Source organism: Streptococcus suis YS161 (genome assembly GCF_002760245.1).
Taxonomy (GTDB): Bacteria; Bacillota; Bacilli; order Lactobacillales; family Streptococcaceae; genus Streptococcus; species Streptococcus suis_I.
This window is the reverse complement of record NZ_ASCA01000083.1, coordinates 21,918-37,930: the sequence shown is the minus strand read 5'-3', so window position 1 is coordinate 37,930 and position 16,013 is coordinate 21,918. Positions and strand designations below refer to the sequence as shown.

Sequence of the window (16,013 nt, the reverse complement as noted above, 5' to 3'; positions counted from 1 at the left end):
GTCAAGTTAACATTATTACACTCATTAAAAATTTGGGATTGAAAAATCCCCATAAACTTATTTTACGAGGAGGATTGAAATGAATATTCTAAATATCTATAATGAATTGGATAGTCATAATTTTGACCTAAATGTAGACCATTACGGTGCCGAACAATGTGACAAGGGCTATTCCTTCGGTCCTACTATCCGTGATAATTTTGTCCTGCATTTTATTACAAAAGGAAGAGGAAAAATTCTTGTTGACGGAAAAACAAGCTATCTTGCTGCAGGCGATTTGTTTATTCTTCCAAAGGATGTTTCCATTTTTTACCAAGCTGATGAAAATGAACCTTGGACTTATATTTGGGTTGGTTTTAGTGGTTCACGAGCAAAAGACCTACTTAATCAAAGTCAACTGCTAGAAAACTACTACCTCCACTCCAATCTAGAGTCACCAATTCTAGGCTACATGCATCAGATTAACCATGTTCAGATGCATCCCATCCCCTCTATCACAGAATTGGTCTTAATTGGCTACCTCAACCAACTCTTAGCAGCACTCATCGAGGAATTTCCCAGTGAAACATTAATTAAGCCTGAAACACAAACCAAGCACTATGTTCAGCAAGCCATCAAGATGATTCATAACCACTATGCCCATCCAATTAAAGTTTCTGAAATAGCAGATTTTCTAGCTTTAAGCCGAAGCTATCTCTATAAAATTTTTAAGCAGGAAACTGGCTATTCTATCAAAGATTATATTTTACAAGTAAAAATGAATCGTTCTTGTCAACTATTAGAAGATGCTTCTCGGAGTATCACTGAAATCGCCTATTCTGTCGGATACCAAGACCCTCTCACCTTCAGTGCGGCCTTCAAAAATTATTTCCATATGAGCCCAACAGATTTTAGAAATGCACAAAAAAATAAGGATTAGGTGAGTTTAGTCACACCTAGCCCTTATTTCTTTATCCAAAAACCTTACCAAGTCGCTGACAGGCTTCTTCAATGACATCAAATGGAGCTGCTACATTCAGACGCGCATGATGCTTACCTTCCTTACCAAAGGTCAAACCATCATTCAAAATCAACTTCGCTTTACAATGAAGAATATCAAAGAGCTCCGCATGCTCTAACTCATAAGCAGAAAAATCAAGCCAGATGAGGTAGGTTCCCTGGGGCTTCATGACCTTGATCCTTGTATGGGTTGCCAAATACTCCTCAACAAAGTCTATATTTCTCTCCAAAATAACCTTCAACTCCTTCAACCACTCATCTCCATAAGTGAAAGCAGCTTCTGTGGTTAACAAGCCAATCGTTGGAATCTCGTGCTGATTATTTATCAATTGACGCTTAGCGAATGTCTTGCGAATGCTTGGATTTTCAATGATTGCAAAGCTATTTTTTGTACCAGCAATGTTAAATGTTTTAGTTGCAGATGATAAGACAATTGAAAAATCTTTGAAATTTTCATCCACCGTATTAAAGGTATCATGTTTGTGACCATATAAAGCCAAATCTTGATGAATTTCATCTGAGACAAGGATAACACCATGTTTCTGACAGAGACGACCAATAGCTAAGAGTTCTTCCTTGCTCCAAACCCTACCACCTGGATTGTGTGGATTACAGAAAATATAGAGTTTCACTTGGTTCTCTACAATGTCCTTTTCAAGCTGGTCAAAATCAATCCTAAAAACACCATCCACTTCTACAAGTGAATTAGTAACAAGCTGTCGATTGTTTAATTTGACAGTCCGTGCAAAGGGTGGGTAGACTGGCGTATTAATGAGGACTGCATCCCCTTCTTCTGTCAAAGATTGAATAGCCACAGTTAAGGCAGGAACAACACCTTCGATGAGCAGGATGGACTCTCTTTCAATCTTATAGCCATGCTGTCTATCTTCCCAGTCAATAATAGACTGATAGAGGCTGTCACTAGCATAAGGATAACCAAAAACATGATGATCTGCGTAGTCACGGATAACTTGGCGAATTTCTGGTAGAGGCTCAAAGTCCATATCTGCAATCCATAAAGGTAAGAGTTCAGGATCAGCCTCCACTTTTTTCCATTTTTCCGCATGCTGGGATAGACGATTCGGACTATCTATAAAATTATACTGGGTCATATTATCCCTCCAAGGCTGTTTTCAAATCTGCAATCAAGTCTTCCGCATTCTCTATACCAATAGACAGACGAAGCAAATCATCTGTCAAACCGTAAGAATGACGGGTTTCAGCTGGAATGTCTGCGTGGGTCTGAGTGGCTGGATAGGTAATCAGACTCTCTACTCCACCCAGACTTTCAGCAAAGGTAAAGACTTTCAGGGTGTTGAGAATATGGGGAATCCGACTTTCATCTACCACCTTAACCGAAATCATCCCACCTTTTCCTGTATAGTAAACTTGCTTGACTGCTGGACTCTTCTCCAAATAGGCAATAATTTTCTGAGCATTTTGTGTCGCCCGCTCCATTCGAAGCGAGAGGGTTTTGAGTCCACGCATGAGTAAGTAAGAATCCAGTGGAGATAGGGTTGGACCCGATGTATTTTGGTCATAAAAGAGCTTATCATATAGGTCTTGATCATTGGTCATCAAAGCGCCAGCTAATACATCATTATGCCCAGATAGGTACTTGGTTGCTGAATGTAGGACAACATCCGCTCCTAGAACAAGTGGAGTTTGATAAATAGGGCTGTAAAAAGTGTTATCGACAATAACCTTAGCACCTTTGGCATGGGCGATAGCCGAAACCTTAGCGATGTCAAACTCCACCATGAGTGGGTTAGTCGGTGTCTCCAGATAAACATAGTCTGTCTCTTCGGTAATGGCTGCAATCAGCTCCTCCTCGGTGTTTGCATAGGTAAATTGAAATCTACCGATACTCTCTTGCTCATTGAACCAGCGGAAGGAACCACCGTACAAATCACGCGCCGCTACCACTTGACTCCCTACAGGAAAACCATTAAAAAGTAAGACCAGAGCAGCCATTCCCGAGCTCGTTGCTAGGGCATAGTCGGCCTTTTCAATAGCTGCCAAAGTCGTCTCTAGACTGGCACGTGTCGGATTTTTTGTTCTCGTGTAGTCATAACCTGTTGATTGACCAAATTCTGGATGCTGGTAAGTAGTCGAAAGGTGGATAGGGGAAATCAAGGCCCCTGTTTTCTCATCATTGTTAATCCCTGTTCGAGCTAATATCGTATCAATCTTATAATCTGTCATAACATCTACTCCAATCTAACTTACAATATAGTCTAGCATGAAATAGGAGATTTGGTGTGAAAAACCTCAAAAAATGCTTATAGAAAAATAGCAAGCCTTGTTATAGTTTTTCTTTATAACAATAACCATACTGGATTTACCGATAAATACTTTTAAACCTATAATTTATTTGATATAATAAAAGAAAAAGAGGTGAGTGAATATGAAATTCCAGTTTAACAAGCATTTCTATCGTTATAGCGCCTTCTATTCTCTAGTTTTTTGGTCTTGTTTTTTACTGCCAGATTTCTTTAGGGAGAACTCTCCAACTCCAACTTGGTATAGCCTATTAGCCTGTCTGATTATTTTTATCAATGCCATTCGAACCTTTTTCTTCAAGGAAGAAAAAGAACTCACTCGCATGGGCTACATCTTCTATATCGGATTGATTGTGGTGATTATCTATCTGAAATTCATTTTGGGTAAATAGAAAGGAGCTTACTATGTCTAAAAAATTCAATAAGGCATTCTATCGGACCTGGGAATTTTACTTGTCTCTTGCCTGTATCCTACAAGTGATTTCTGCTGCTGTAAATGGACCGTTTTGGTTTATCCATTTTCTCAAGCTTGGAGTCGGACTTTATGCTGGTTATCTAGCTTTCTTTAAGTCACGTAGCTGGATTAAAAAAACATGGCAAATTTATCTAACGATTAGTTTTATTGTCGCTTGGACAATCATTTCCTTCTTTGTACTGTGAGGATTTTATATGTTTAAAGAATTTAATAAAGAATTTTATCGGAGTTTTAACTTTTATTTGATGATATTGTTGTTGCTTGGTAGCATTGGAGAATGGTTGGACAAGGGGCCTACCCTCTGGCTTGGGCTCTTGCTTTTTGCTTCTGTCGGTACAGCCCGCAGTGCCTTTTGGTCTAAAGAATGGACCTTAAAAGCAAATTGGCAAATCTATCTCTGCATCGCTTTCTTGCTTGTTGGGGCTTGGGTAGAATTTTTTGTTTAAGGATTGAGGGCGAAGTATTCGCTCTCTTTTCATTCAAAATAAACAGTGATTTTCATTCAAAGATGGTATAATAAACCTATGCAAAAAATTGATTTACTAGACGGTGAGCGAATTGACCAGCTCTTCTCAACTGATGTTCAGATTATTCAAAATCGGGAGGTTTTTAGCTACTCGATTGACAGTGTCCTGCTCTCGCGTTTTCCAAAAATGCCTGCTCAGAAGGGGCTGATTGTTGACCTTTGTAGTGGAAATGGGGCAGTGGGTCTCTTCGCCTCCACACGCACCAAGGCCCAGATTATTCAGGTTGAATTACAGGAACGCTTGGCGGATATGAATCGCCGCTCCATTGCCCTCAACGGTCTGGAGGAACAGCTTTCGGTCATCAATGACGACTTGGCTAATCTGCCACAGTATGATTTGCGGTCCAAGGTTGATTTGATGCTCTGCAATCCTCCCTACTTCAAGGTGGATAAAGAGTCAAACCTCAATGAAAGCGAGCATTATCTTCTAGCCAGACACGAGATTGCAACCAACCTAGACAGCATTTGTCAGGTGGCCCAACAGGTACTCAAATCCAATGGTCGCTTGGCCATGGTTCACAGACCCGATCGATTTTTAGATATTTTGGACACGCTGAGAACCTACAAGTTAGCTCCCAAACGCATCCAGTTTGTCTATCCCAAGGCCAGCAAGGAGGCCAATATGTTGCTGATTGAGGCTATCAAGGACGGCTCGGTGGACGGTCTGCACATCCTGCCACCTCTGGTTGTCCATGAGGAAAACGGCGACTACACTCCTGCCATTCGTGAGATTTATTATGGAAAATAAGGCCTACTTGTATGTCTTGGAATGTGCCGACGGGAGTCTGTATACTGGTTATACGACTGATGTGGAGAAGCGGCTTGCTACCCATAATCGTGGGAAAGGGGCCAAGTACACCCGCGGACGCTTACCTGTCAGCTTGCTCTATCAAGAAGCCTTTGCTAGTAAGCAGGAAGCCATGTCTGCCGAGGCTTTGTTTAAGAAACGCAGTCGGCAGAGTAAATTAGACTACATCGCAGAAAGAAAACAAGAAAATGCAAAATAAAAAACATATCCACCGCCTTCGCATCATTTGGCATATTTTGAGAGTGACTAGTTTTGCCACTTTTCTCACTTCCTTTTTCAGCTTTATCTTTCTAGCAGCTGGTTTGCTGCTCTGGTTGGAGCCTGATTTTACCAGCTACGGTGATAGTTTATGGTACAGCTTTGTGACGGCGACGACTGTTGGCTATGGAGATATGCTGGTCACCACTGCTTTTGGACGGATTACCAGCATTATCTTAGCTATTTACGGCATTCTCTTTTTGGGGAGCCTGTCTGGATTAGTCGTCAGCTACTATACCGAGGTCAGCAAGCATTATTCTTCAGCAATCGAACAGGACAAGCAAAAAACTGGCTCTTAGGAACCAGTTTTTTCTTATTTTTGATGACCTAGCCGAATTTTTCTGCCTACGATTGTCAAACCAATCACTAGCAAGGAAACTGGTAGGAGCTGTATTGGAAAGAAAAGACTGATAAATATACCTGCCAGCCATTCCTTTTCGAGAAGAGCGATGGCCATAGACAAACTCACCACCAAAACGACAAACAAACTGTCTGCTTGTGGAAAAAGTTGTGCCACCGCAAATCCTTGCAAAAAGGCAGCAACGGTTACCGGAAAAATATCTCCACCAGTCCATCCTGTCCATAAACAAAAGTCTAGGAACATCAATTTGGCAAAAGATAGGATGATGAGTGTGAGAATAGGTGTTTCCATTCCCACTTCCACAATTGTATGCAAACTGTGTTGACCTGAGAATAACAAGTTTGGGGCAAGTATGGTCACTAGGAAAATGCTTAAGGCTCCGAGGCTAATCTTGATAGATAAGGAAAGGTTTAACCTGTCTAAACTTGCACGAATAAAAGGTTTCAACCAAGAATAGCCCTTGCCTATTGCATACCCATACAAACAAAGTGGCAAGAAGAACAGAAAATCCGTCAGAGCCCAACTTGTTTCACCCAACTTCGTGACAAATGACGGTTGTTCTGTCAATCGCATCATGAGCCAAAAGACAAACAAGCCATTTACAATCAATAAATTCCGTAATGTTTTACTCGTCTGCTTTTGACTGTTCGGATAAGGCAAAAGGTAAGAGCTAGGATGAAAGAGATAATTTATCCACATCCCTATTCCCTGCCCACTCACCTGCTCCCAGTTGGCTTCCAGATAACGTAACTTATCCGCCTGCCAGATGGAATAGGCAATTACTGCTCCAAGAAGAGGTGCTTCTGGACCAACACCTGCACCCGAAACCAAAATGACCAGTGCCAAAACTAAATTACGCCAGGTATTCTGATAAGCCACTGTACCTTCATGACCCAATTCATGAAGCAAATCATGACTGGTCTTAGGCAAATTCCCCCACTTATTTTTTAGAAGAATGACCAAACAGGTTAACAGAAGTAAGATCAGAATCGAATAGACTGTTCCAAAATGAAACTGATGGGGCAGACTTTCCCATAAAAAGTGACTAAAAACCTTTTCAGCCATGATAAAACCATACGAAACCAAGGCAATGACACTACTATAAACCAAACCAATGACGGTCAGGTGAATTTCTTTTTTTCCTACCATACTCTACCTACAAGAAAAAGGTAGTATCGCCTCTTTTTATTATTTTATTTTGAAGAATTGAACAATCGCCACAATCCCTTGATAAATAAAGACAAAGGCAATGGTGTAGCTGATCAAGAATCCTGTCATCAATGGGTGGGCCATCATGATCAAACCTGCAATGATTCCCAAAATTCCCAACCATACAAGTGGTGTGCCAACTGACTTATCTGCCTTACGGACTTTCAAACCAACAATTGTTTTAGTAATTCCGTTGGTCAATGCCCAGAATGAAATAATGAATGGCACAAAGGTCACCAGTTCGATAAAGCTACCTGAGAACAAGGCAAGGGCCAAGATAAGCGTTACAATCCCGCCAAACAAATTCCAACCATGTTTTTCTTCTGTTTTAAAATAATTCACAATCTCAGAAATCCCCTGAACTGCAAATACAAGTGCGAATAAAAAGGTCATTGAAGCAAGACTAATCGCTGGATTCACCATCATTTGAAACCCAGCAAATACAGAAAAGATACCTGCAAGCAATAACAACCATTTCCAATTTTTTAACATTTCTGTCTCCCCCTTTTTGAGGACCTAGTCCTCAATGATTCCATACACCATCATATCCAAAACCTGTGACAACTGATTTTCGTAGCCCGATACCAAATCAGTCAAACTGCTATCTGACGAAACGGTAAGATAGTAAGAACGAAACATGTCCTGCATCAAGCGTAAATAGGCCATAGCCCGTTTTTCATCAATATGGTCTTTTAGTTTGGATTCTGATAGTAATTTTTGACAAACCTGTTCATTTAAGTCAAGAAAAATCGCTTTTTGAGGCGCAATCTCTGCCACCAATTCCTCCGGCGTCGCAATTAAGGCCTCAAAGAAAATGTGACTATGCTCTGGAAAGTCCCGATAAAATCGGTGTCGTCTTTCCATATAAGCAGCCAGAGTAGGCACTTGACCATCTCCCCCCTAAAGATGGCCAAGGATTTTTCAAAACTCTCCTGAACACATGCCAGATAGAGGTCAGCTTTCCCTGAGAAATTATGGTACAAAACTCCCTTAGAGATGCCATCCACTTTACAGACTTCATTAATGACAAATCCTTTATAGCCTTGTGAAGCAAATTCCCTCAAGGCTGCTGCAATGATGATTTCTCTGCGAAGTCTTGTTTTTCTTCTTTTCTCATGGTCTTCCCTCCGATTTTAATTATAGACCACTCAGTCTACAACGTCAACTAAATCTTACAAAAAAAGACTTGGAAATTCCAAATCTTAAAATACTTCCAAAATTGTATCAATTTTCACCATTGCCTCTTCAAAAATAGCCTGAGCCTGACTTGGATCGGCAGATTGTCCTTCGATAAAGACCTGATAAATGTCTTCAAAGCCTAAAAATTCAAAGATAGACTTGATGTACTGGGCAGCTGGATCTTGACCCGCATAAACACCACCATTGGACTGGATGTGCAGGAGCTTTTTGTCCTTGACCAAGCCGATAGAGCCTTCTGGACCATATTTAAAGGTCTGGCCTGCTACATTGATGGTATTGACCCAAGATACCAACTGACTTGGCACATTGAGGTTCCAAAGGGGATTGACCACGACAATCTTATCTGCCGCCAGAAATTGTTGGGTCAAGGCATTGTAACGATCCAATTGCTCTGCTTGCTCAGTGCTGATAGCTTCGCCTTTTTTCGCAGCTCCCATAGCCTCTAACAAGGATTTGTCCAAGGCTGGAATCTGGTCCTCAAAGACATCCACTACTTCTATCTGATCTTCTGGGTGCAAACTGGCGTAACGAGTTTGAAACTCTTCCAAGGCTCGCAAGGCGTAGGACTTTTGTGCATCAAGTGGGTGGGCTTTTACGATTAATAGACTTGCCATTGTTTTGCTCCTTTTATCACTAGTTATTGATAGTTGTATTATACTATTTTTGATTTATAATTCAAATCATTTGCTCGAAGCAAAAGGCTGGTCTCCCAGCCTCTCCCTTTCTAAATTGTTCCTTATTTTAAATAAGTATAAGCAACACAGTCCAAGCTTTCAACAGCTGTAAAGCCAAGTTCCTCATAAAAAGACCGTGTTTTCTCAGTATTGTCCGTCAAGAGATGAAGCTGATAAATACCCGGAAAGTGGGTAACGGCCTGCTCCAAAAGATGACGCCCAATCCCTTGTCGCTGATAGGGTGGCAGGACCAAGATGTCCTGAATAAAAACGATTGAATGCCCGTCACCAACTGCTCGCAAGAGACCCACTAGACGGTCACTGTCAAAGGCAGCGAGAACCAGTAGGCTATGTTCCAAGGCCTTCTCTAGCATTTCTGGACGGCTGGTATATCCTGTCCAGTCCACAGAAGCATAGAGGTCTAAAACAGCTTGAAAGTCAAGTTGAGGATTTTGTTTGTAAGTAATCATGTCTTTCTCCTTTGTATTGTTATTTTAGAATACAAAGGCTTTATCCATTGTCAAAATGCCCATGGTCGTACCTCCTGTTTTGCTACTTCTAGTATAACAAAAACCGCTCCAATTATGAAGCGGTTTTGTAACGACGATAAAAATAATAGAGACTCAAGGTTATGACAGATGTACCAAACAAAATCAGCACAAGGATAGATAGGGTTGGTGAGCCTAATAGACTAACTAGCAGCAATAACCCACCAATAATGAAGAGATAGCCTGACTGCTTTCTTCCCTTTCGTTCTATTTCGTTGATCTTGCTATCCAATTCCTCTTTGGGTAAATAATTTCCTATCACCATATAATAGACAGCCAGCAGTCCAATGACAAGCCTCCGATAATCCAGTTCTCCTCCCAAGTTAGACCTAAGCAAAGCAACTTGAATGATTAGAACCAGCAACGGAAAAAACCATTTGACCACTCGAATGACTGGTGTTTTCCCTATCCCTTTCACATCATAAAGTACACAAATGAATAGGTGAACACAAAAGAATAGTAGCGGTGTCAAAATCATCATATACTTGGCCATAGAGCCATTTGGCTCACCATTTACGCCAAAATGTGTCACCATGGTATCTGGCAATGCTTTATAGTAACAAAGCGTCAATACAGCTATTAATAGGAATATACTAGAAGTTGCTAATAAGGTTTTTATATCAATTTTCTTCATCTTGTTGCCCTCCAAAACTTGCAATCCAAACCAAGACTTCTTCAAAGACCGTATAGTTTAGACGATAATAAATAAAATTTTTCTGCTTTTCCTCCAAAATTAATCCAGCTTTTTTCAAAGTGGATAAATGATGAGAAACTGTTGCTCCTGTTAATTGAAATTGTTCTACAATTTCCCCAGCAGACTTCGGCCCCGACTTAAGACTATCTAGAATTTGCCTACGAATAGGAGCAGAAATTGCCTTCAAGGTTTCGGACAATCCCATAATAAGCCTCCTTGTCCATCTATTTAGAAATATTTCTAAATAGAATTATACTATGTTTTTATTATTTGTCAAGAACTATTTCGATTATTTTCTAAATAGATTTCAAAAAAACAGACCACTCTTTATGGTCTGTCAAATAAGGCTTATCTCTCCCCTTTATTGCGGATAACAAAGCCTGTTTTCTTTTCGCTTGAGGTGCGTTGGTGTGGTTTTTTGTTATCCTGACGGCGGTTGTCACGTTTGAACTTGTCATCACGACGATTGCGGTCACCACGGCGTCCTCCACGGTCTCGGTTGCGGTCACCATCACGACGACCACCACGATCACGGTCGCGACCACCACGGCCACCCTTGCCCTTGGCTTGACCAGGTGCAAACTTGAATGGCAGTGGTTTTTCACGTGCGATTTCCACTTCTGGCAAACTATCTGGATCCTGTACGGTCAGACTAAGTACGTAGAGAGCAAGCTCTTCAGGCGTAAATTCAGTCGCCAGCTTGATTGCATCTTTCTTAAACTTATCAAAGTTTCCACGAATGGTCTCGTCTGCGAAGTCACGCTCAATCTTTTTCAGAGCAACTTTTTTCTTAGCTTCAAAAGCCTCTTCAGCAGTCGCAGGCTTGAGTCCCTTCATACGCTTCTTAGTCAAATCTTCGATGATTGCCAAGTAGCCCATCTCGTTTGGCGACACGAAGGTAATAGACTGACCAGACTGGCCAGCACGACCTGTACGACCGATACGGTGAACATAGCTTTCTGGATCCTGTGGAATATCGTAGTTATAGACATGTGTCACACCTGAGATATCCAAACCACGCGCCGCTACGTCCGTCGCAACAAGGACATCAATCTGGTCATTTTTAAAATCACGGATGACACGGAGGCGCTTGTTCTGGTCCAAATCTCCGTGGATACCTTCTGCACGGAAACCACGCAGTTTCAAACCACGAGTCAATTCATCAACACGGCGCTTAGTACGACCGAAGACGATAGACAATTCTGGCTGGTCAACGTCCATAAGGCGTGTCATGGTGTCGAATTTCTCATGTTCTTTGACACGGATATAGTATTGATCCACGTTGACGTTGGTCAATTCCTTAGCCGCAATCTTAACGTGCTCAGGCTCTTTCATGAACTTGACACCGATACGCTTGATTGGCTCAGGCATGGTCGCAGAAAATAGAAGAGTCTGACGACTTTCTGGCACACGTTCGATGATTGCTTCAATATCGTCCAAGAAGCCCATATTGAGCATCTCATCAGCTTCATCAAGAATCAGAGTCTCAACACCGTCAAGTTTGAGGGCCTTGCGTTTGATTAGATCCAACAAACGCCCTGGTGTACCAACAACAATGTGGGCACCTGAACGTAGGGCCTTGATTTGTTTTTCAATGCTAGAACCACCGTAAACAGAGCGGACTTTCACACCCTTTTCACGACCAAATTTGAAGAGTTCTTCTTGACTTTGCACCGCCAACTCACGCGTTGGAGCAATAATCAAGGCTTGAATTGCTTGATTGTTTGTATCAATCTTGTTGAGAGTTGGCAGACCGAAAGCTGCAGTTTTTCCTGTACCTGTCTGGGCCTGACCAATCACATCTTTGCCTTCCAAAGCAAGCGGAATGGTCTGCTCTTGGATTGGTGACGGCGTTTCAAAACCAACCTTCTCAACGGCAAGCAAAATGTCTTCGGATAAGTTTAATTCAGTAAATTTCAATTATGATACCAAGTGCGTTAAGAAAACAAGGTGAAAATAGGAGACTGACGCAGTGGAAAAAGAATAACAGCACTATTCTTATTATAGGTCAACATCTCAGCGCAGTGGTTGATTGGCTTTAACAGTCTGGGAGACTGTTAAAGGTTGGAGATAAGATTTGCGAAGCAAATCTCAGCAATTCGTATTACATACTCCAAATCTGACCTCTACGACTGATGCGAACAAAGTTCGCTTCATCTCCAACTCCAACTGTCTCCCAGACAGTTGGAGCTATGCGGGGGTGGGAGTGAAACAGTCTGGGAATAGACTGTTTCAGCTCAACAACTTGCAACGAGAAATTGTTGACGAACTCTATCGCTTTCTAGTTCTGTCCCACTCCCTATCTTTTTCACGAAGTTTTTAGCACGGGTTCGAATACTCTTCCCGAACCAGTTTCCTAACGCATTTCCTTTCTTTTACAAGGCAGTGCGAAGCTACCTTATCTAACTTTTTTTGTAACAATTATTTCCACTGGCAGCGAACTAACCAGTATCAGACTTGTAACTTAACTAGTATAACACATTCTAAGCATAAAGGTTGGCTTTTGCCTTGAAAATAAAAATAATACGTTTTCAAAAAAAACTTAAAAATATTTGAAGGTGAGAAAGTGAGAAATTAAGACTATTTGAATCATAGTTTGAACAACCAATGCGGTATTGTATTCAGACATATAAATAATAAAGGTAAAGGTAACTCAAAACAATAGCTTTCGTAAACAAATGCTATCTTTCTCAAGACTAGTGACTATCCTCTTCGCTTTTATTTTTACCCTATGATATAATTAAGGTGATGACTTCTCACAGCTAATCGCTGGTGTCCCAATATCAAAAAACCACGATGGAAACTAACAACGTTTTTTTACTATAATTATATTACCAACCATTTCACTAATTATATTATGTTATCCAAGCGCTGATTGAGGATTAACATACGAGGAGGTATAGATATGAATACAAAAAAGAAGATATCCTTTGCCCTGACCGCTTGTCTAGGTCTTTTTTTGCTCTTCCCTACTTCTACCCACGCTCATTATGACCGCGCCTTTTGGTATGAAGAACAAGTGACCACACCGCATATTGAACAATATACAGACTGGATGTCCACAATTCCTGATAATCGTTTTCTAGGAGAGCTTGCCATTCCGGGAACTCATGATAGCATGGCTCACAGTAACCATCTTCCTTTTCGTGATATTGTCCGTACGCAAACAATGAATTTGCAGCAACAATTGGAGTCTGGAATCCGATATTTAGATATTCGTCTCGCATATATGGGAGATCACTTTGCTCTCTACCATGGCTCAATCGCCTTGGGCTACCAATTTGAAGAGGTTCTTACAACTATTCAAAATTACTTGATAAGTTATCCAAGTGAAACCATCTTAATGCGGATTAAACAAGAGCATACTCATGCCTCTGATCCTGAAATGTTTACCCTTTTTGAGTCCTATTATCAACGATATTCCTCTCTTTTCTGGAATCCTATGACTTCGTCAAACGGATACAATCCTACACTAGGCGAAATTCGTGGCCAGATTGTGCTTTTACCTGATGTCTTGTCTATCGAACACGGAATAAATTATCGTTTTGTTATTACTCAAGATCAATACCATCTCAATACAAATTGGGATTTATATAAAAAATGGGAAGCTATAAAGAACCATATCAATCAGGCAAATACATCTAGCATTGATTTTATTTTCATGAATTATCTCAGTGGTTCTGGTGGTTCTTTCCCTTATTTTGTAGCAAGTGGACATGTTCGTCCAGCAACTGATGCTTCCCGACTCTCTACTGGATTGACGGAACCCGGTTTTAGGCATCGCTACCCTGACTTCCCACGCACAGCACGTCTCGGTGTATTTGCAACAATTTCCTTTGAAGGAACCAATACTCTTGTTGCGGACTATCTACGAAACAATCAAATTCGTAGACCAGGAATCATCATTTCAGATTTCCCCGGTGAACGTCTTATCAATGAAGTTATACAATGCAATTACCGTTAATCGTTCTATATTTTTGCATGTTTAGTATTTAAGCTAAAATACTGTTCTATAAATAACATCTCGTACAATACATACCTAATTCTCACCCTAACCTTCCAATTCCTTTTACCATCAACATAAAAATATTCAACTGACTAGCGAGGAAATTCCCAACGGGGGACTCCTCGTTTTTTATATCTTAATTGTCGTTTCAAGTCAAAAATAGTCAACCACTAAATTTTCGATAAGCAGACTATATCATCAATAACAAAAAATTACTTCTTTCACGAAAAATAAAAGTGATTGATTGTGACATGAAAAATTCTATAGGAGTTGTGAACTAAGGATAGCACAGTGAAACATTGAGAGCAACAATAAAAAAATGCATCATTAGGCTGTTATAGACATTTAGTCTATCTTTAATTACTTCGTTAACTCGCTTTGCCGTACTTTGCGTAAGTGACTTGCTTTCGCAAGTCTCATTTCCAGCCTTGTACAGTCTGCTAGACTGTACAAGCTGCCTACAGCTTTTGAGGCGAATGCGGTTCGCCCTATTTCCAGCATCTTTTTTCTCGCTTTTTTGTATCTAGGATCGGGCTGAAACAGTTCCCCGAACTGTTTCACTCTCCCAGATAGTTGGAGCTAGTACTAAAAGTAAACTAAAATATAATTATTTAGCTTTAAAATAGCATTCCAAACAATACTCAACCGATTGAAATCTCCTCAATAACTCAGCCACTTTTCTTTTCAACCCAGCCCAGAATCGTTCAATTGGGTTAAGTTCCGGGGAATAAGGTGGAAGCGGAAGAAAATAGTGTCCCTTAGCCACTGCAAGCTCATCTAGTTGTTTCTTGGGATGAAAAGCTGCATTATCCATAATGATGACATGGGGCTCTGTCAAGGATGGCAATAGCTGCTCCTGATACCACTTGATAAACAATTCCGCTGTCATCGTTCCATGATAAAGCAAGGGGGCTATAATTTTAGAACCAGTTTGACCAGCTACTATCGAAATTCTTTCGAATCTGCGTCCACTTACCTTGTCGTATACTTTCTCCCCTCGAGGTGCTCTAGCTTTGTGACGATAAAGATAAGTATCAATGCCAGTCTCATCAATGTAAACAATAGGGGTGTTTGGAAAGCAGGCTAAAACATCAAGATAGCGTCTCACTTTTTCGCTATCTTGTTCTTTATAGGTTGTGGTCTTTTTTTAAAGTGATGTTCAGTTTTTTTAAGGCTGCCCAAACTGAGGGAATACTACAGTCAAAATGCTCTGCAATTTCCCTTAAGAAAGCATCTGGATGTTCCTTGACATAGGCTTCCAAGCGGTCAAGCGGAAGTTTGCGAGGACTACGAGCTCGTGGTTTACGATTCAGATGTCCTTCATTTTTCAGCTGTGTCTCCCAACGGTACAAGGTATCGGTTCCAATACCAAATAGGTCACAGGTTTCCTTTTTTGTGTGTCCTGATTGGACATAGGCAATAACGCGTTTTCTAAAATCAATTCCGTAAGTCATAAGTCTATTTTATTATATATTAAATAAAAAACTAAATAACTATATCTGGCAAGCTATCGCATTTGCTAGATAAAAAAAGAATGCTGGATAAGATTCCAACATTCTTTCTAACAATTTATTTTCCCAAAACAGCCGCAGCCAGAGCTTTTTGGATAGCAATAACACTCTTGTCACTCTTGAATTGGAGGGTTTCAGCAGGCTCTGCCGCAGAAGAAATCCAAATCTTGAGCTCAGCATCTAAATCAAAATGACCAGAAGTTTCGACCGTAAAACGTGAAATGGACTGGTAAGGAATAGACTTATAGGCTACCTTCTTACCAGAAATCCCTTGCTTATCCACTAAAATCAAGCGATACTCGGTAAAGACAATCAGGTCGCGGACCAAACTAAAGGCCATCTCTACTTGTTCATTAGCCAATAAAATATTCCCTAGCTCCTGCTCTACCTTGTCATTATTCATCTGTGAGGCATTGCCCATCAAACCTGAAAACAAACCCATGTGTTACTCCTTTTTTACTT

The 16,013-nt window shown here is 40.7% G+C and carries 22 protein-coding genes; 8 read left to right on the top strand and 14 right to left on the bottom strand.

Annotated features, from left to right (window positions below):
• Positions 1-79 precede the first annotated feature (79 nt).
• Positions 80-919, top strand: coding sequence for an AraC family transcriptional regulator (locus SST111_RS10750; protein ID WP_099811299.1), 840 nt, complete (start codon positions 80-82; stop codon positions 917-919).
• Between the two features lie 31 nt (positions 920-950).
• Here SST111_RS10750 and SST111_RS10745 read toward each other — a convergent pair whose 3' ends face one another.
• Together SST111_RS10745 and SST111_RS10740 are read right to left on the bottom strand one after the other, a co-directional pair.
• Entirely contained in the window at positions 951-2,111 is a 1,161-nt protein-coding gene (locus SST111_RS10745; protein ID WP_099811297.1) for a MalY/PatB family protein, read from the bottom strand.
• A gap of 1 nt (position 2,112) precedes the next feature.
• On the bottom strand, positions 2,113-3,204 hold the full coding sequence (locus tag SST111_RS10740; RefSeq protein ID WP_099811295.1) for a cystathionine gamma-synthase: 1,092 nt from the start codon (positions 3,202-3,204) through the stop codon (positions 2,113-2,115).
• Positions 3,205-3,406: 202 nt separating this feature from the next.
• Here SST111_RS10740 and SST111_RS10735 point away from each other — a divergent pair, with 202 nt between their 5' ends.
• The 6 genes from SST111_RS10735 (at position 3,407) to SST111_RS10710 (ending at position 5,647) form a co-directional block, all read left to right on the top strand.
• The gene (locus SST111_RS10735; RefSeq protein WP_029187755.1) at positions 3,407-3,673 is read left to right on the top strand and encodes a hypothetical protein; all 267 of its coding nucleotides are present in this window, start codon (positions 3,407-3,409) and stop codon (positions 3,671-3,673) included.
• A 13-nt stretch (positions 3,674-3,686) separates the two neighbouring features.
• A complete protein-coding gene (locus tag SST111_RS10730; protein WP_099811293.1) occupies positions 3,687-3,941 on the top strand; it encodes a hypothetical protein in 255 nt (84 codons plus the stop codon).
• Between the two features lie 9 nt (positions 3,942-3,950).
• The gene (locus tag SST111_RS10725; RefSeq protein ID WP_099811291.1) at positions 3,951-4,202 is read left to right on the top strand and encodes a hypothetical protein; all 252 of its coding nucleotides are present in this window, start codon (positions 3,951-3,953) and stop codon (positions 4,200-4,202) included.
• Positions 4,203-4,280: 78 nt separating this feature from the next.
• Positions 4,281-5,030 (top strand): tRNA1(Val) (adenine(37)-N6)-methyltransferase, encoded by a 750-nt coding sequence (locus tag SST111_RS10720; RefSeq protein WP_053864693.1) that lies wholly within the window; start codon positions 4,281-4,283, stop codon positions 5,028-5,030.
• Positions 5,020-5,289, top strand: coding sequence for a GIY-YIG nuclease family protein (locus SST111_RS10715; RefSeq protein WP_099811288.1), 270 nt, complete (start codon positions 5,020-5,022; stop codon positions 5,287-5,289). Before SST111_RS10720 ends, SST111_RS10715 begins: the two co-directional genes overlap by 11 nt.
• Positions 5,279-5,647: a potassium channel family protein gene (locus SST111_RS10710; RefSeq protein WP_099811286.1), complete on the top strand. Its 369-nt coding sequence runs from the start codon at positions 5,279-5,281 to the stop codon at positions 5,645-5,647. Before SST111_RS10715 ends, SST111_RS10710 begins: the two co-directional genes overlap by 11 nt.
• A gap of 14 nt (positions 5,648-5,661) precedes the next feature.
• Here SST111_RS10710 and SST111_RS10705 read toward each other — a convergent pair whose 3' ends face one another.
• The 9 genes from SST111_RS10705 to SST111_RS10670 form a co-directional block, all read right to left on the bottom strand.
• The gene (locus tag SST111_RS10705) at positions 5,662-6,858 is read right to left on the bottom strand and encodes a chloride channel protein (RefSeq protein ID WP_099811284.1); all 1,197 of its coding nucleotides are present in this window, start codon (positions 6,856-6,858) and stop codon (positions 5,662-5,664) included.
• A gap of 39 nt (positions 6,859-6,897) precedes the next feature.
• Positions 6,898-7,410, bottom strand: coding sequence for an HdeD family acid-resistance protein (locus tag SST111_RS10700; protein WP_099811282.1), 513 nt, complete (start codon positions 7,408-7,410; stop codon positions 6,898-6,900).
• 24 nt (positions 7,411-7,434) lie between these two features.
• Positions 7,435-7,782 carry a hypothetical protein gene (locus SST111_RS12495; RefSeq protein ID WP_257211899.1) on the bottom strand — a complete coding sequence of 116 codons (348 nt, stop codon included), beginning with the start codon at positions 7,780-7,782 and terminating at the stop codon, positions 7,435-7,437.
• Complete coding sequence (locus SST111_RS12490) at positions 7,716-7,982, bottom strand: TetR/AcrR family transcriptional regulator (RefSeq protein ID WP_257211898.1); 267 nt, start codon at positions 7,980-7,982, stop codon at positions 7,716-7,718. Before SST111_RS12490 ends, SST111_RS12495 begins: the two co-directional genes overlap by 67 nt.
• Before the next feature lie 138 nt (positions 7,983-8,120).
• A complete protein-coding gene (locus tag SST111_RS10690) occupies positions 8,121-8,732 on the bottom strand; it encodes an FMN-dependent NADH-azoreductase (protein WP_099811280.1) in 612 nt (203 codons plus the stop codon).
• Positions 8,733-8,854: 122 nt separating this feature from the next.
• On the bottom strand, positions 8,855-9,262 hold the full coding sequence (locus SST111_RS10685) for a GNAT family N-acetyltransferase (RefSeq protein WP_099811277.1): 408 nt from the start codon (positions 9,260-9,262) through the stop codon (positions 8,855-8,857).
• 112 nt (positions 9,263-9,374) lie between these two features.
• Positions 9,375-9,974, bottom strand: coding sequence for a DUF1648 domain-containing protein (locus tag SST111_RS10680; RefSeq protein WP_099811275.1), 600 nt, complete (start codon positions 9,972-9,974; stop codon positions 9,375-9,377).
• Positions 9,961-10,239, bottom strand: coding sequence for an autorepressor SdpR family transcription factor (locus SST111_RS10675; protein ID WP_002936205.1), 279 nt, complete (start codon positions 10,237-10,239; stop codon positions 9,961-9,963). The genes SST111_RS10680 and SST111_RS10675 overlap by 14 nt, the downstream gene beginning before the upstream one ends.
• 143 nt (positions 10,240-10,382) lie before the next feature.
• Positions 10,383-11,954: a DEAD/DEAH box helicase gene (locus SST111_RS10670; protein ID WP_029180091.1), complete on the bottom strand. Its 1,572-nt coding sequence runs from the start codon at positions 11,952-11,954 to the stop codon at positions 10,383-10,385.
• Between the two features lie 985 nt (positions 11,955-12,939).
• Between SST111_RS10670 and SST111_RS10660 the strand changes: the two genes are divergently transcribed.
• A complete protein-coding gene (locus SST111_RS10660; protein ID WP_004298887.1) occupies positions 12,940-13,998 on the top strand; it encodes a phosphatidylinositol-specific phospholipase C in 1,059 nt (352 codons plus the stop codon).
• Between the two features lie 649 nt (positions 13,999-14,647).
• Here SST111_RS10660 and SST111_RS12595 read toward each other — a convergent pair.
• The 3 genes from SST111_RS12595 to SST111_RS10640 form a co-directional block, all read right to left on the bottom strand.
• Positions 14,648-15,148 carry a transposase gene (locus SST111_RS12595; RefSeq protein ID WP_099811273.1) on the bottom strand — a complete coding sequence of 167 codons (501 nt, stop codon included), beginning with the start codon at positions 15,146-15,148 and terminating at the stop codon, positions 14,648-14,650.
• Between the two features lie 19 nt (positions 15,149-15,167).
• A complete protein-coding gene (locus SST111_RS12590) occupies positions 15,168-15,494 on the bottom strand; it encodes an IS630 transposase-related protein (RefSeq protein WP_024378845.1) in 327 nt (108 codons plus the stop codon).
• Between the two features lie 115 nt (positions 15,495-15,609).
• A complete protein-coding gene (locus SST111_RS10640) occupies positions 15,610-15,993 on the bottom strand; it encodes a PH domain-containing protein (protein WP_004298882.1) in 384 nt (127 codons plus the stop codon).
• Positions 15,994-16,013: the final 20 nt, after the last annotated feature.